Source organism: Brotonthovivens ammoniilytica, from assembly GCF_025566885.1.
Lineage (GTDB): Bacteria > Bacillota > Clostridia > Lachnospirales > Lachnospiraceae > Brotonthovivens > Brotonthovivens ammoniilytica.
Genome location: NZ_JAOQJQ010000004.1, coordinates 347591 through 362551, shown reverse-complemented (window position 1 = coordinate 362551; position 14961 = coordinate 347591). Strand labels below are relative to the sequence as shown.

At 41.3% G+C, this 14961-nt stretch carries 13 protein-coding genes, 13 tRNA genes and 1 rRNA gene; 25 read left to right on the top strand and 2 right to left on the bottom strand.

Annotated features, from left to right (window positions below):
* From OCV88_RS11645 to OCV88_RS11580, 14 genes are all read left to right on the top strand, one after another.
* Positions 1-96 (top strand): 23S ribosomal RNA (locus tag OCV88_RS11645); the annotation flags it as partial.
* Positions 97-335: 239 nt separating this feature from the next.
* Positions 336-409: transfer RNA gene (locus OCV88_RS11640), tRNA-Asp, on the top strand.
* A gap of 5 nt (positions 410-414) precedes the next feature.
* Positions 415-487: transfer RNA gene (locus tag OCV88_RS11635), tRNA-Val, on the top strand.
* A gap of 118 nt (positions 488-605) precedes the next feature.
* Positions 606-678 (top strand) — tRNA-Thr (locus OCV88_RS11630).
* Positions 679-722: 44 nt separating this feature from the next.
* Positions 723-804, top strand: a tRNA-Tyr gene (locus OCV88_RS11625).
* 26 nt (positions 805-830) lie between these two features.
* A tRNA-Met gene (locus OCV88_RS11620) sits at positions 831-904 on the top strand.
* Between the two features lie 5 nt (positions 905-909).
* A tRNA-Phe gene (locus tag OCV88_RS11615) sits at positions 910-982 on the top strand.
* A 22-nt stretch (positions 983-1004) separates the two neighbouring features.
* A tRNA-Lys gene (locus OCV88_RS11610) sits at positions 1005-1077 on the top strand.
* A 30-nt stretch (positions 1078-1107) separates the two neighbouring features.
* Positions 1108-1182, top strand: a tRNA-Pro gene (locus tag OCV88_RS11605).
* A gap of 6 nt (positions 1183-1188) precedes the next feature.
* Positions 1189-1259: transfer RNA gene (locus OCV88_RS11600), tRNA-Gly, on the top strand.
* A 27-nt stretch (positions 1260-1286) separates the two neighbouring features.
* Positions 1287-1360, top strand: a tRNA-Arg gene (locus OCV88_RS11595).
* Between the two features lie 50 nt (positions 1361-1410).
* Positions 1411-1484: transfer RNA gene (locus OCV88_RS11590), tRNA-His, on the top strand.
* Between the two features lie 33 nt (positions 1485-1517).
* Positions 1518-1589: transfer RNA gene (locus OCV88_RS11585), tRNA-Gln, on the top strand.
* Positions 1590-1604: 15 nt separating this feature from the next.
* Positions 1605-1677, top strand: a tRNA-Lys gene (locus tag OCV88_RS11580).
* Between the two features lie 223 nt (positions 1678-1900).
* On the opposite strand, the gene OCV88_RS11575 is transcribed toward OCV88_RS11580, so the two are convergent.
* Positions 1901-2668 (bottom strand): SDR family NAD(P)-dependent oxidoreductase, encoded by a 768-nt coding sequence (locus tag OCV88_RS11575; protein WP_158425625.1) that lies wholly within the window; start codon positions 2666-2668, stop codon positions 1901-1903.
* Between the two features lie 123 nt (positions 2669-2791).
* On the opposite strand from OCV88_RS11575, the gene OCV88_RS11570 reads away from it, so the two are divergent.
* The 3 genes from OCV88_RS11570 to OCV88_RS11560 are packed head-to-tail and all read left to right on the top strand — an operon-like array spanning position 2792 to position 5008.
* The gene (locus OCV88_RS11570) at positions 2792-3682 is read left to right on the top strand and encodes a LysR family transcriptional regulator (protein WP_158425624.1); all 891 of its coding nucleotides are present in this window, start codon (positions 2792-2794) and stop codon (positions 3680-3682) included.
* A complete protein-coding gene (locus tag OCV88_RS11565) occupies positions 3682-4215 on the top strand; it encodes a gamma carbonic anhydrase family protein (protein WP_262591233.1) in 534 nt (177 codons plus the stop codon). Before OCV88_RS11570 ends, OCV88_RS11565 begins: the two co-directional genes overlap by 1 nt.
* Before the next feature lie 43 nt (positions 4216-4258).
* Positions 4259-5008 (top strand): helix-turn-helix domain-containing protein, encoded by a 750-nt coding sequence (locus OCV88_RS11560; RefSeq protein ID WP_262591231.1) that lies wholly within the window; start codon positions 4259-4261, stop codon positions 5006-5008.
* A 162-nt stretch (positions 5009-5170) separates the two neighbouring features.
* Here OCV88_RS11560 and OCV88_RS11555 read toward each other — a convergent pair whose 3' ends face one another.
* Positions 5171-5875: an HAD family hydrolase gene (locus tag OCV88_RS11555; RefSeq protein WP_158425622.1), complete on the bottom strand. Its 705-nt coding sequence runs from the start codon at positions 5873-5875 to the stop codon at positions 5171-5173.
* 288 nt (positions 5876-6163) lie between these two features.
* Between OCV88_RS11555 and OCV88_RS11550 the strand changes: the two genes are divergently transcribed.
* The 8 genes from OCV88_RS11550 (at position 6164) to OCV88_RS11515 (ending at position 14842) form a co-directional block, all read left to right on the top strand.
* A complete protein-coding gene (locus tag OCV88_RS11550; protein ID WP_158425621.1) occupies positions 6164-7024 on the top strand; it encodes a patatin-like phospholipase family protein in 861 nt (286 codons plus the stop codon).
* Between the two features lies 1 nt (position 7025).
* Positions 7026-7613 (top strand): histidine phosphatase family protein, encoded by a 588-nt coding sequence (locus OCV88_RS11545; RefSeq protein ID WP_262591229.1) that lies wholly within the window; start codon positions 7026-7028, stop codon positions 7611-7613.
* A 24-nt stretch (positions 7614-7637) separates the two neighbouring features.
* Positions 7638-8081, top strand: coding sequence for a GNAT family N-acetyltransferase (locus OCV88_RS11540; RefSeq protein WP_158425619.1), 444 nt, complete (start codon positions 7638-7640; stop codon positions 8079-8081).
* On the top strand, positions 8071-9429 hold the full coding sequence (locus OCV88_RS11535; protein WP_158425618.1) for an MATE family efflux transporter: 1359 nt from the start codon (positions 8071-8073) through the stop codon (positions 9427-9429). Before OCV88_RS11540 ends, OCV88_RS11535 begins: the two co-directional genes overlap by 11 nt.
* Before the next feature lie 121 nt (positions 9430-9550).
* Positions 9551-10294 (top strand): GNAT family N-acetyltransferase, encoded by a 744-nt coding sequence (locus OCV88_RS11530; RefSeq protein WP_262591227.1) that lies wholly within the window; start codon positions 9551-9553, stop codon positions 10292-10294.
* 175 nt (positions 10295-10469) lie between these two features.
* Entirely contained in the window at positions 10470-11864 is a 1395-nt protein-coding gene (locus tag OCV88_RS11525; RefSeq protein WP_158425616.1) for a radical SAM/SPASM domain-containing protein, read from the top strand.
* 16 nt (positions 11865-11880) lie between these two features.
* A complete protein-coding gene (locus OCV88_RS11520) occupies positions 11881-12915 on the top strand; it encodes a lysylphosphatidylglycerol synthase transmembrane domain-containing protein (protein WP_158425615.1) in 1035 nt (344 codons plus the stop codon).
* Positions 12916-12991: 76 nt separating this feature from the next.
* Positions 12992-14842, top strand: coding sequence for a glycerophosphodiester phosphodiesterase (locus tag OCV88_RS11515; protein WP_158425614.1), 1851 nt, complete (start codon positions 12992-12994; stop codon positions 14840-14842).
* The last annotated feature ends 119 nt before the right edge of the window (positions 14843-14961 follow it).

The following is a 14961-nucleotide window of genomic DNA, read 5'->3' as shown; positions in this document are numbered from 1 at the left end:
TAAGGACCCTTAGAGAGTATGAGGTAGATAGGTCAGAGGTGGAAGTGCAGTAATGTATGGAGCTGACTGATACTAATCGTCCGAGGGCTTGACCAAAAAGGGAAGAAAGCGGGTTTCCGAAACCGGGAGCACAGGGAAGAAAAGTTATTTTCTGAGCTGTGGGAGCTGGTTGAAGGAAAGGTATTTGCAGAGCAAATGGCACCGAGAAAGCGAAGCTTTTGAGGTGACCCGGTTTCAAAAAAGGAAAATGGTTTTAGTGAATCGAACTTCCTTAAACATGTCTGGAATGCTTTCACGGAAATCTGTATGAAGTTTTGAAGGTATATACCTTTAATGGCCTAGTGGCTCAGTTGGTTAGAGCGCCGCCCTGTCACGGCGGAGGTCGTCGGTTCGAGTCCGATCTGGGTCGTTAATGGGATCTTAGCTCAGCTGGGAGAGCATCTGCCTTACAAGCAGAGGGTCACAGGTTCGAGCCCTGTAGGTCCCATTGATTTTCGAAAATTAAATATGCCGGTGTGGCTCAATTCAAGACAATTGAGGATTGGAATGAGTCAAGCGTAGATATAAGCAGACTGATTGTAAATCAGCTGCGACAAATAGCATACGCCGATGTGGCTCAATTGGCAGAGCAGCTGATTTGTAATCAGCAGGTTATCGGTTCGAGTCCGATCATCGGCTTTACATTATGCATGTTTTATTGTAAAATGTTGTATAGTGTTAATGGATGGATTCCCGAGTGGCCAAAGGGGACAGACTGTAAATCTGCTGCAAATTGCTTCGGTGGTTCGAATCCACCTCCATCCATTTGGCATAAGCCTTTAATTTCATAACGCGGGGTGGAGCAGTCTGGAAGCTCGTCGGGCTCATAACCCGAAGGTCATAGGTTCAAATCCTATCCCCGCAACTCATGCCCAGTTAGCTCAGTTGGTAGAGCAGAGGACTGAAAATCCTCGTGTCTCTGGTTCGATTCCGGAACTGGGCATTCTCAAGGAATTGAGAGTGATGGGATATTAGCTCAGTTGGTAGAGCACTTGACTTTTAATCAAGTTGTCCGGGGTTCGAATCCCCGATGTCTCATTATATAATTTGATAGTGAAAATAGTAATACGGGGTGTGGCTCAGCTTGGCTAGAGCGCCTGGTTTGGGACCAGGAGGTCGCAGGTTCGAATCCTGTCACCCCGATTGTATGCGGGTGTAGTTCAATGGTAGAACACCAGCCTTCCAAGCTGGATACGTGGGTTCGATTCCCATCACCCGCTTTCTTTTTTCAAGAATATTTGATATTTGTGTTTGTAGCTCAGCTGGATAGAGCAACGGCCTTCTAAGCCGTGGGTCGGGGGTTCGAATCCCTCCAAGCACGTTTCTGGGAAAGCAGATTTTCAGAAGTACTATGTATACTTGGCAATTATGGTGGGTATAGCGCAGTTGGTTAGCGCGCCAGATTGTGGCTCTGGAGGCCCAGGGTTCGAATCCCTGTATCCACCTTTTACAGTATAAAAGCTGTAAGTTTGTAATGTTGGGCTATCGCCAAGGGGTAAGGCATAGCACTTTGACTGCTACATTCGTTGGTTCGAATCCAACTAGCCCAGTTTATTTTTATGTGTGGGATATTAGCTCAGTTGGTAGAGCACTTGACTTTTAATCAAGTTGTCCGGGGTTCGAATCCCCGATGTCTCATGAAAAAAGAGACTATCAGTGAAAAACGCTGATAGTCTTTTTTCGATTCTAAGAAATGTAAAACCAGAGCAGCGAATATCTTTCTATTGCCCATATTTTATGGATTAAGAAGAAGGGAAAATATAGAGACATATGGCATGGCTTGCAGGAAATAAAGGATTTTGCTAAAATAAAAACCATCATAAAAGTAAAATCCCCTATTCAATGAATAGAGGATTAGAAATTATACGAATGAGGTGCCTCCGTCAATAATCATAAACTGTCCCGTAATATAGCTGGAAGCATCGCTGGAGAAAAATAAAATTGCACCGTTTAATTCTCCGGGCTGCCCAGGTCGTCCAAGGGGGCACTGGTAGCTATACGCTTTTAGAAATTCTTCGGACTGGAATAAAGTACTTGAGGTCATTTCTGATTCGAAAAGACCGGGGCAGATAGTATTTACTGTGATATTGTATTTTCCGTAGGAAGCAGCCATGCCCATGGATAAACCTAGTACTGCGCTTTTGGAAGCATTGTAGGAATGGCGGATGAACAGATCTGCTTTATCGCCTATGAATGCGTTTACAGAACTTGTATTGATGATCTTACCATAGTGTTGTTCCATCATATGTGGGACCACATATTTAGAAACAAGAAAGATACCTTTTACATTTGTATCCATAGAACGATTCCAATCATCCTGAGACAGGGTATCTACACCGCCCTTAACTGCAATGCCGGCATTATTCAGAAGGATATCAATTTTACCGAAATGTTCAATTACCTGCTGCACAGCAGATTTTACACTAGCTTCATCGGTTACGTCACAGGAAACAGCCAGGACGTTTGTGTGATCGCTTTTTAGTTCTTCAGCAAGGGCCTCTAATTTTTCTTTCCTGCGCGCCAAAATAGCAACCGAAGCTCCGGCTTTTGCATAAGCTCTGGCAGCATCGGCTCCAAGACCGCTGGAAGCACCTGTTACAACAGCAACTTTTCCTTTTAAATTAAACATAGTTAAATCTCCTTTTGTACTGAAATAAATACAATATTTATGAGCTAAGTATACGGTGCGGGCCTGCAGATGTAAAACAGTTAATAATTGTGCTGGTACAAATTTTAGTTGTGGAGGATTAAAATGGAGTTAAAGCAATTAGAATATTTTGCAGCAGTATACAAACAGAAAAGTTTTACAAAGGCGTCAGAGAAAATGTTTGTTTCCCAGCAGGCGCTGAGCAAAGCCATTTCAGCTCTAGAAGAGGAACTAGAGGTAAAGCTTTTTTTAAGAAATAATAAAGGCGTTCAGGCTACAGAGGCCGGATATTATCTGAAAGAAAAATTAGATAAGATTCTTCCGGAATTATATACTGTAAAGGAGGCGATATGCCGTTTTCGGAAAAAAGATGTTGTTCGTATCTGCCTCACAACAGGAGCCTCCATAGTTTATCCTTTATCTATGGAACAGGAATTTTTGCAGAAATACCCGGAATATTCTCTGCAGCTTTTGGAGCTTCGGGAAGAAGATTGCATTAAAAATCTGCGAAAAGGTTTATGTGATGGAATTATTATCAGTGAAGCAAAGCCCTGGGCGGGATGTGAAACTTTTGAAATTGCTCAGGAGGGTTTGAGCATTATGCTCCATAAAGAGCATGAGCTGGCAGGCACGGGTGTAAAAAGCTGGAACGATTTTGAAGGCGTTTCTTTTATTGTGGTAGAGTCCCTTCAGAAAAGTAACCGCAAAGTATTGAAAATCCTGGAAGAGCAGGGAGTGAAATTAGCTCATGTTTATACAGTGAATAATATTGTAACAGCTTTGGAGATGTGCCGGGATCAGGTTGGAGGTACTGTATTCATATCAAAATTGTGCAATACTATTTCATATCCGGATATTCTTTCCATACCGATTCCGGAGGAACTGTTTCAATGGAATTTGTATTTTGTAAAACGAAAGGGAGAGAACATACCATTGCTGCCGGAGTTAATACAATTTTTCTCAGCAGATAAAAATAGAAGGGAGGAAAAAAGATAGTGGACAAAAAATACAGCACGGCAAATCGTGTTTTTATTGCGGAAAGCGCAGATGTATGGGGAGATGTAAGTTTGGAAGAAGACAGCAGTGTATGGTTTCATTCTGTAATAAGGGGAGACCATGACAGCATTAAAATTGGAAAAAGCAGCAACATTCAGGACGGATGTATTCTTCATGCGGATGCCGGGTTTCCGGTTAAAATAGGCGATTATGTAACCATTGGCCATGGGGCAGTTGTTCATGGGTGCGAAATTAGTGATGGAGCATTAATTGGCATGGGAGCTATTATTTTAAATGGGGCCAGAATCGGGAAAAATTCAATAGTTGGCGCCGGAGCACTGGTTACTCAAGGGATGGTGATACCTGATGGAATGGTCGCTCTGGGAAGTCCTGCGAAAGTCCGCAGAAAAGCCACATATGAGGAAATTACAGAAAATCGGAAGAATGCCATTGATTATGCCGTTTTTGGGAAAAAGTATCTGTCCGGGGAAATAATCCGTATGGATTCAAGTCAGAGAGTAGAAAAGCAGTAATTGTACTTTTAAATAGATTGGATGGAAAGAGGTGGAACAGTAGTTGAGGACTGTAGCGGCAAATAACTGGAGTGTTTTGAATAATATTATTTATAAAATATATACCACTGCTGACTTAACGCTGATGCGTCAGCAGTTTCTGGAACAGATGAAAATGGTATTGGATTTTGACGGAGCAGAATTTTATCTTACAGAGGTGAATGAGGGACACAAATTTTGCAGATCTGTAAAATATAATTGTGAGATTGACGGTGAGGGAATGTTTCATGAAATGATGAAAAAAAGCACCCTTTCTTTTTTGGGAAAGAGTATTGTTTTTAGGGAAACAGATATTATCCCCACGGAAATCCGTCTGAAGTCCTCTTATTATAAAGAATATTATGTGTTAAATAATTGGCAGTATTCCATGCATCTTTTACTTGGAGATGGGAAAGACTGTGTGGGATTGGTGACGCTGTACCGAACGATCGGGAAAGATAATTTTGACTCTGATGATATGTTTATATTTGAGTTAATGAAAGATCATCTGTTATTTCGATTATCTGAAGAGCGGAGAAACCGGCAGGAAATTCAGGAAAAGCTTACAGTGTCAGAAGCGGTACAGAAATATCATTTAACAAAACGGGAAAACACGATATTGTCCCTGCTTATGAAAGGAAAGGATAACAATGAGATCAGCGGGGAACTGGTAATCAGTGTGAACACATTGAAAAAACATATTTTAAATATATATAGGAAGCTTGATATTAATCATCGTGTTCAGTTATTTAAGATGATTAAAGAAAAAGAGTAACTGTTATAAAATAAAGTGCTAAAAATACCTGACAGACTATATAGGAATGAAGGGCTTTTAAATATCAGACAAAAGTCTGGCAATTGAAGGCCTATTCCGATATAAATGCTGTCAGGTTTTTTGCAGCTGTTTATTCTGCTTTTATAAAACCGAAGATAACGTCTAATTTGAACAAGGATTTGCATTTGAAGAATCAGACATTTTAAAAATTTCCTTTAACAGCTCATCCGGAGAGGAGACAATCACCGAGGCGTGATGCTGCTGTAAGAAGGCAGTATCTTTAAATCCCCAATTTACTGAAATACATGGAATCCCGGTATTGGCAGCTGTTTCAATATCTACTTCAGAATCTCCTACATAAATGCAGCGGCTGGGTATTGAATGAAGCTCTTCTATAGCTTTAAAAACCGTGTCCGGTGCAGGTTTTCGGGCGATATGCGGGGATTCACCAATGGCCGAAGAAATATAGCGGGAAAAGAAATCATTACAAAGTCCCTTTACCGCTGCATCGAATTTATTGGAAACGACAGCAAGTTTATAGTCTTTTGCTTTTAAAGCCTGGAGCATAGGGATAATTCCGGAAAATGGGCCGGTCTGATCCAGCATATGATTTTTATAGTATTCCTGGAATACTGCAACACAGTCAGAATAAAAAGGAGTGTTTCTGCCGTTGGGAAGTGCTCTTTCCAGCAGGGAATTAACACCGTTTCCAACCATCTTGCGGACATCCTCACGGGAATGCAGGGGACAGCCGAATTTTTTCATACAATAGTTTACGCTGGCTGTGAGATCGTCTAAAGTATCCAGCAGTGTGCCGTCAAGGTCAAAAATAACAGTGTCAAATTTTAAAGCAGTTTGTTGTTTCACAGTGATACCTCCATAAGGTTCTTGTCTGCCCGGCCAGGATACAAAAGAAAAGTATTCTAATTGCTAGATTTCTGTAAACAGTTTTGTATGGCCTCTGGCAGTTGAGGTTAATATTTTTCGAGAAGTAATATAGCATAAAAGACCGGGCTTGAAAAGAAATTTTATGAGTAAAAGGGTAATTTATTTTCAGATCAGGAAGAAAAAAGAGTAATACAAATTTTGAAATATAGTAAAAATCATGTTATATTGGTTTATAAATCTGTTGTTTGGAGAGAAAGGGGCGGAAAAATGAAACTGGGCATCGTTATGGAAGGCGGAGCAAGCCGGACAATATTTTCCTGCGGGGTAGCAGATGTATTTTTAGATGAGCATATTATGCCGGACTATTTTATCGGCGTATCCGCCGGAATTGCATATGGAGTTTCTTACATATCAAAACAGCGGGGCAGAAATGCGGAGTTTACAAAACTATATATGCATGACAGGCGATATATGGGAGTCCATCATTTATTAAACCCGAAAAAACGCTGTTACTATAATCTGGATTTTGCTTTTGATGAGATTCCCAATAAATTAGTACCCTATGATTATGATGCGCTGGCGGATTATTCTGGCAAAGTGGTAGCTGTAGTTACTAATATTGCAACCGGGGAGGCGGAATATATGGAACTTCCGGCATATGAGAAGCGTTGGGAAACAACCATCGCCAGTTGTTCCCTGCCTGTGTTGTTTCCACCGGTAAAGCTGGGTGAAAACTATTATATGGATGGCGGGATTGCCGATTCCGTGCCGTTTAAGAAGGCTATGGAGGAGGGCTGTGATAAAATTATTGTAATATTGACCAGAGAACGGGATTATGAAAAAGGACCGGAGAGGTCTCAGAAACTGATTAATCGTCTTTGCAGAAAATATCCCAAGATTGTAGAGCGGATGAATCGAAGAGCCCAGGAGTATAATGAAACCTGCAAAGAATTATTTAAATTGGAAAAACAGGGAAAGGTGTTTGTAATAGCTCCAAAGAATACCTATGGTGTGGGCCGGACAGAAGGTGATTGGAACCGCCTTGAACCTTTGTATCAGGAAGGAATACGGGAGGCCCAGGAGCAGATGGAAGCCTTAAAACAATATCTTGTCAAAGAGGGGGACTAGGTTGGAAATCTATTTAATCAGACATGGAAAAACGAAAGGTAATCTGGAAAAACGTTATGTGGGACGGACAGATGAAGCATTGCTGGAGGAAAGCTGCCGGCAGCTTAAGCGTATAGGAGGCATGCTTAGGGATGTTCAGCTGGTGTATACAAGCAGAATGAAACGCTGCCGGCAGACAGCACAGATCTTATTTCCGAAACAAAATATACTGATATGGAACGGACTGGAAGAGACGGATTTCGGTGATTTTGAGTACAGGACATATCATGAATTGAAGGATCTGCAGGCATACAGGAGCTGGATTGACAGTATTGGGCTAGGAGACATTCCTCATGGAGAATCTGGATCAGACTTTCGGGTTCGGTGTCAAAATTCATTTTTGGAATGTCTGCGGGATGCGGCAGAAAGAAAGCTGTCACGTATTGGAATCGTCGCCCATGGGGGAACGATAATGTCTGTGATGGAAAAATTTTCAGCACAGCAGAAAGATTTTTATTTTTGGCAGGCAGCTAACGGGGGAGGCTATCTGGCTGTATGGGACGAAAATGTAAAGGACGTACGATTACAGGTAAAAATGAAGCTGGAGTAATTTGAAAGAAAAGAGGAATTTATTATGGTGCAGGGAAAGTTTTATTCGGGACAGGAGGATTTAGCTGTAATAAAAGAAATCAGAAAGCAGGTATTCAAAGATTCCTTTATGTGGGAGGATGAAAAGGAGTGTTTAAGTATGCATGCCGTTGTCTATGCTGATGACAGGGCTGTAGGGACAGGACGCATTTTTTATGATGGATGGGAATGCATCATCAGCCACGTAGGAGTGCTTAAAGCTTACAGAGGACGGGGGCTTGGAGACTTTATTGTCAGACTGCTTATTGATAAAGCGGTATTGTCTAATGTGGAAGAGATCTGCCTGACAGCAGGAAAAGACACCTTTGCTTTTTTTGAAAAAATTGGTTTCAAAAAAGAAAGCGGGAAACACGGTCAGGAAGAGGAAGCCGTGAATATGAGGCTGAACAGGAAAGACATTTCCAGGTGCTGCGATTGTCATGAGAACTGAAAGTGATTTTTCAAAAGGCAGTATTGTAAAAATATTAATGCGTCTGGCTGTGCCAATGACCATCGCCCAGCTGATTAATGTACTATATAATGTAGTAGACCGTATGTACCTGGGCAGATTAAAGGGCGCTTCTATGAACGCCCTGACTGGTGTGGGGGTCTGTCTCCCAGTAATCACCATGATTATAGCCTTTGCCAATTTAATCGGAACCGGAGGAACGCCGCTTTTTTCTATTGAGCGGGGACGGAAAAATACAGAGGAAGCCTCTGCCATACTGGGAAATAGTTTTACCTTGTTATTAATATTTTCTGGGGGACTCACTGTGGCGGGACTGTTGGCACGTGAGCCGCTGCTATGGCTGTTAGGAGCCAGTCAGGAAACGTTTCCTTATGCGGTACAGTATTTAACGATCTATTTGTTTGGAACGGTTTTCGTGCTTATAAGTCTGGGGCTGAATTCATTTATTAATGCCCAGGGATTTGGAACGATTGGACTATTGACTGTCTTAATTGGAGCCGGGCTTAATATTGTACTGGATCCTTTGTTTATCTTTGTATTCCGGCTGGAAGTGCGCGGTGCAGCCATTGCTACAGTAATCTCTCAGGCGGCTGCAGCATTGTGGACCTGGCGTTTCCTGCGGGGAAAAAAGGCGCTGATACCGCTTCGGATAAAAGATATGAAGCTTCAAAAACGAAGAGTTTTAAAAATTCTTTCTCTTGGGCTTTCCGGATTTACTCTTTCAGTTACCAACTCAGTGGTGCAGATTGTATGCAATGCAACCCTTCAGGTGTTTGGCGGAGATATTTATGTGGGAATTATGACGATTATTAATTCCATAAGGGAAGTCATATCCGCTCCGGTGCTGGGACTGACCAATGCCGGGCAGCCGGTGCTGGGATTTAATTATGGGGCCAAAGCCTTTTCCAGAGTAAAGAAAACTATTCGCATTTTGTCGTTGATAACCATTGTATATACCCTGGCTGCGTGGGCAATGGTAGCTGGCTTTCCGGAGATATTTATAAACCTTTTCAGCAGTGATACACAGGTGGAAACTCTGGGACGTTCGGCAATTCATATATATTTCTTTGGATTCTTTATGATGGCTTTCCAGTTTTGCGGACAATGTACATTTACTGCGCTGGGAAAATCCATGCGGGCAGTATTTTTTTCTATTTTCAGAAAAATTGTAATTGTAGTGCCGTTAACGCTGCTGCTGCCTGGTTTGTTTCAGATGGGCGTAAATGGTGTATTTTGGGCAGAGCCTATCTCCAATGCCATTGGCGGGCTGGCCTGTTTTATAACAATGCTGATTACTGTTTATTTCAGGCTTGGAAAAAAAGATGTATAAAAGGGTGTATTTTTTTGGAAGAATACGTTAATATAACAGAATAGGACTTTAGATGATAAGGACGCAGCTGGAGAGCCATCTGCAGATAATTATAAGAAACAGAAGATCGGGAGGAAAATGTATGGAGAAAATACTGCTTCCGGAAAGCAGCTTTAGCGACCTGTGCCAGTTTATTTCAGATACGGAGGGAAAGATGGTACAGACCGGTAAGGGGTACCGCTTTTATAATGTAGAAACCAGCAGATGGAGCAACCGTTTTTGTCTGGATAAAATGGATGAGGATACAGTACCATATATTATAGAAGGAATCCGGATACATAAGCCCGGACTGATCAGCTATACAAAAGAGTGTGTTCCTGAAAATGTGGCAGGGACACTCAGAGAACTTGGGTATGAAGTGCGCAAAGAGCAGACAGGAATGCTTTTTCATATAGAAGAAAATTTTAAAATTTCTGAAAAAGATCTTAGTCCTAATATTGAGCAAATCAATGCTGATCGTTTGAAAGAATGGTGTGATGTGACGGCAGAAGCCTTTCCCAAACCAAGTGAGTATCCGGCATTTCGAATGCTGATGGAACGGCACCCTGAAAAGCTGGCCTTTTTTGGTTATGTGGAACAGGGAAAGATTATTGGAACGATAATGGTTTATAAAAAAGGGCCCAATCCTGGGATTCATGAAGTTGCGGTTCTGCCTGACCAGCGGGGGAAGGGAATTGCGCGTAAGCTTGTAATGGCGGCTTTAGAGGAGTGCAGGATGGAAGGTTTTAGGATGGCATCCCTTCAGGCTTCTGAAATGGGACGTGGATTATATGAACATCTTGGGTTCGAGGCAGTCAGTACCCTGGTAATTTGGAATCAGGTTTAGGATAAAAAATTTAATTTACAGAACAAAAGAATAATGATGTCACTCATAAAGATACAAAGTGGAGTAAATGTATTAAAATGAAATACAACTAGATCAATTTGCATATATTCAAGCTGATAAAATCCAGATATACTGTGTGGCAGTTGGTTCAGTTATATTTAATGGAGGAGAAAGCATGGCAAATTTAAAACATACAGTACAGAGAAAAGCATTTAGTGCAGCGATTGACATTGCATTGAAACGTTTAAATAAAGATCGTCAGAAAGGTTTACTGGAAATCGTTGATCTTGCCCAGAAATTTATGGGAGACAATTTCAGTGCAGAAGCATATGACGGTGCAAGAGCAATTATTAAGAATCCGGATCATAAATGGATGAGATTTGTCAATACTATGTTAGATGAGTTACATCCAAATGTGGCAAAAATGACAGCACTGAACCTTGGTTTTGAAGCGGCTTTTTATGGAACAAAGCAGATTCGTAAGAACAGAGATATATATAATTGCAATATTCCATGGTTAATTCTCATGGATCCTACCAGCGCATGTAATTTAAGATGTACCGGCTGCTGGGCTGCAGAATATGGTTATAAATTAAATCTTACTTTTGAAGAGATGGACAGTATTGTTACACAGGCAAAAGAGCTTGGTGTATACTTCTATATGTTTACCGGCGGTGAGCCTCTTGTCAGAAAAGCAGACATTATAAAACTGTGTGAAAAACACCGGGATTGTGCATTCCACAGCTTTACAAATGGAACACTTATTGATGAAGAGTTTTGTAAGAAAGTTCAGGAACTTGGAAACTTATCTTTCTCTTTAAGTCTGGAAGGGTTTGAAGAAGCAAATGACGGACGCCGTGGTGAAGGTATTTTCCAGAAGGTTCTTCATGCTATGGATTTAATGAAGGAATACGGATTATTCTTCGGGACATCTGTATGTTACACAAGAAAAAATATGGATGCAGTTACTTCTGATGAATTTTATGATCTGATGATTGATCATGGATGCCGTTATGCATGGTATTTCCATTATATGCCGGTTGGAAATGAAGCAGATGTTGAGTTAATGCCTACTATGGAGCAGCGTGAATATATTTACAAGAGACTTCGTGAGGTTCGTGCCCTTGAAGGCGGAAAACCAATTTTCCTTATGGACTTCCAGAATGATGGTGAATTTGTAGGTGGATGTATTGCCGGAGGAAGAAACTACTTCCATATAAATGCTAATGGAGATGCAGAACCATGTGTATTCATTCACTATTCAGGGGCAAACATTCGTGAGAATACAATTCTTGAATGTCTGCAGCAGCCATTATTCCAGGCATACAGAGACAATCAGCCATTTAATGATAATATGCTGCGTCCGTGTCCGATGCTGGAAAATCCGGAAATGCTTCAGAAAATGGTAAAAGAAACTGGGGCTAAATCAACCGATTTACAGTCTCCGGAGACTGCAGAGCATCTCTGCGGTAAGTGTGAACCATATGCGGCAGAATGGAAAGAGCATGCGGAGAAAATCTGGTCAGAGCATCCATTTGAGAAAAAAGGTTATAAAAATTATAAAAAATAGCTAGGAGTTGAGGCTTTTGAAGAACAAAAAAATGTGGGCGAAGATTATTTTCGTAATTGTTCTTCTTGCAATTATCGCATACACGTTTCGTGATTTGGCGGGGCCTATTTTAGGTCAGCTGAGGAAGACCTCGGCGGTGGTGCTGATAGCAATCTGTATTTCATCCGTCATCTATCATCTGTTTGAAGCCTGGATTACATATTCGCTGGCGAAGCGGTATAATCCGGATATCAAATATAGCAGAACGGTGTGCTGTGCCTTTTACTGTTCCTTTTACCGTCTTGCTACTCTAGGAAGTGGCAGCGGAGTTGCGGCAATATATTATCTTGGGCAGTCGGGAGTGGAATACTCTAAAGGCGCTGGATTATATATGATCCAATACGTAATGCATAAGGTCAGCATCGCACTTTTCAGTGGGATGCTGTTTCTTATTAACTGGAATTTTATGGTAAGGAACTACAGTGAATATGCAGTGTATCTTGTCCTGGCTTACGGGCTGACAGCGATAATCTCCATTTTTTTAATTCTGTTTGCGGTTTCGGCAAAATTTCACTGGCTGCTTTTTAAGATTGGTGGAATTTTCAATAAATCCGGCAAATTAGATGGTGTAATGGAAAGTTTGCGGAAGAACTGTGATATTATGGAAGTGTCTACAGCAGAGTTACTGAAAGATAAAAAGACATTAGTTACTACCGTTTTGAAGAATCTGATAAAGTGCTGTTTCTGGTATGGAATCCCTTTTTTGATTTTGTTTGGAACCGGGGGTCTGACTTTGTTTCAGTCTCTTGCGGTATGCTCTCTTTCTGTAATGACAGCTGCCGTGATACCTACTCCGGCCGGAATCGGCTCTGTTGAGGTGATTATGACAAGCTTAATCGGGGTGGTTGTAGGTGTCCATGTTTCCGGTGCGGTAACCCTTCTGTACCGTTTCGCAACATTTATTTTTCCGTTTGCTGTGGGAGGCATATATGTTTTGTACAGGCGCTGGAAGGTAAAGCAGGACAGACAGCAGAGTGAGATGGAAAAACCTAGCGGCGTCATAAAAGATTAACAAAATAGAAATGAATTTACACGAAAAAAAACTCTTATTTGTGCTATACTAAGAAAAGTACAAAAGGAGTTTTTTTATGGTTAAAGTTTTTCGATTTATAAAATTTGCGTGGGGGCTGTTGAAATATAATATAGGTACGCTGCTTGTTTTCGAGATTTTATATAAATTTTCTATGGCAGCGATTTTCAGGCCTGTATTGCTGGCGGCCTTCAGGCTTTCCCTTAAGGTTCGGGGGCTTTATTATCTTTCGGATGAAAATATCGGGGTTTATCTGAAAGGGCCAGGCGTCTGGATTATTTTGTTTTTGCTGCTTTTGTGCCTGGCATTTTTTACGCTTCTGGATATCTGCTGCATCATTACCTGCCTTCATGCGTCTTACAGGAAGCAAAAGATACCTCTGCTGGCGCTGCTGCGCAAAGGGACTCTCAGCGCTTTAAACATCTTTAAACAGAAAAACTGGCTGATGATACTTTATCTTCTGATTATTATACCGGTTACACATTTTGCACTGATCAGCGGTTATATTTCCAGCTTTGAGCTTCCGGAGTTTATTTTTGAGTATATTCAAAGCCATACACTGCTGTTTATAGTTTATATTGCATTCTGGGTTTATATAGGCTATAGATCCTTTCATTGGATATACAGTATTCATTATTTTTGCCTGGAGAAGGCTTCTTTTAAAGAAGGACGGAGAAACAGCTGGATTTTAATCAAGGGACATTTCTGGAAGGATATTTTGGTTTTGTTTGTCTGGAACGGAATTATTCTGGGTGTCTATTATGGTATTATCATGGGCGGAGCTTATCTGATTTCGGCTATCAACAGAGCTATGGCGTCATCGGATTTGTTCAGCAGTCTGACACTGTCAGGAGTATCCATTCTGCTGGGTGTTATGGGAATGCTGTATTTTTGCTTCTGCCTTTCTAGTGTATATCTGTGCATTAGTATGCTGTTTTACTACCGGAAAGCAACTTCAGGGGAGCCTATTACAGGTCCCTATGATGATCTGCAGAATGCATACAGGCTTCAGGAAACAAAGTGGGCTAAAAAGCTGTATCAATACAGGAAACGGATTATTGCAATTGCAGTGGTGGCGGCTCTGGGTATTAATTTTATTTATTCCTTCGGCGAGAAAAAAGGTGTTATAGATCTTGGACTGCAGAGTGATATTAAGATCACGGCTCACCGGGGATATTCTGAGATGTATCCAGAAAATACGATTCCGGCTTTTAAAGGTGCTGTAGAAATAGGTGCTGACTGCATTGAATTGGATGTCCAGCAGACAAAAGACGGCGAAATAATTGTTATGCATGACTCTAACTTAAAGAGAACCACCGGTGTAGATAAAAACATATGGGAGACAACCTATGATGAGATGAAATATCTGGATGCGGGCAGCTGGTTCGATAAAAAATATAAAGAAACAGTGATTCCAACTCTGGATGAGGTGCTGACTTACACCAAGGGTAAGATCAGGCTGAATATAGAATTAAAACCTACCGGATACGAAACGGACTTTGAGCAGTCAGTAGTGGATATTGTGGAGAAGCATCACTGCCAGAAGGAAGTGGTGTTATCGTCCATGAAATATGAATGTCTTGAGAAGATAAAGGAGATTAACCCTAAAATTCAGACGGTATATATTACATCGGTATCTCTTGGGAATTTTACCGTACTGGATGCGGCGGACGGATACAGTGTTGAGGCTATGATGCTGACGCAGAAGTTTGTAAATCAGGCTCACCGGGCGGGAAAAGAAGTGTTAGTCTGGACAGTAAATTCTGAGGACTCTATGGAGCGGGTGTTGGAAATGGGGGTAGATGGCATTATTACAGACAAGCCGGCAGCGGCTCAGAAGCTGATTTATCAGAAAAAACACAGCGGACTGTGGGACCAGTATATTGAGAAGCTTCTGGGACTTCAGTAAGACGCCGGCATTTATAACGGTATCAAAAAATAATACAGACCTTCAGACTGAGGTAATGATAAATTATCTGGTTTGAAGGTTTGTTTTTTATGCCAAAGGAAAGAGCCGTGTCTCCTATA

Bases quoted from the DNA above. Each gene is read 5' to 3' on its own strand.
- OCV88_RS11575 (WP_158425625.1), bottom strand. From the start codon at position 2,668: ATGTTTAATTTAAAAGGAAAAGTTGCTGTTGTAACAGGTGCTTCCAGC.
- OCV88_RS11570 (WP_158425624.1), top strand. From the start codon at position 2,792: ATGGAGTTAAAGCAATTAGAATATTTTGCAGCAGTATACAAACAGAAA.
- OCV88_RS11550 (WP_158425621.1), top strand. From the start codon at position 6,164: ATGAAACTGGGCATCGTTATGGAAGGCGGAGCAAGCCGGACAATATTT.
- OCV88_RS11540 (WP_158425619.1), top strand. From the start codon at position 7,638: ATGGTGCAGGGAAAGTTTTATTCGGGACAGGAGGATTTAGCTGTAATA.
- OCV88_RS11535 (WP_158425618.1), top strand. From the start codon at position 8,071: ATGAGAACTGAAAGTGATTTTTCAAAAGGCAGTATTGTAAAAATATTA.
- OCV88_RS11530 (WP_262591227.1), top strand. From the start codon at position 9,551: ATGGAGAAAATACTGCTTCCGGAAAGCAGCTTTAGCGACCTGTGCCAG.
- OCV88_RS11525 (WP_158425616.1), top strand. From the start codon at position 10,470: ATGGCAAATTTAAAACATACAGTACAGAGAAAAGCATTTAGTGCAGCG.
- OCV88_RS11515 (WP_158425614.1), top strand. From the start codon at position 12,992: ATGGTTAAAGTTTTTCGATTTATAAAATTTGCGTGGGGGCTGTTGAAA.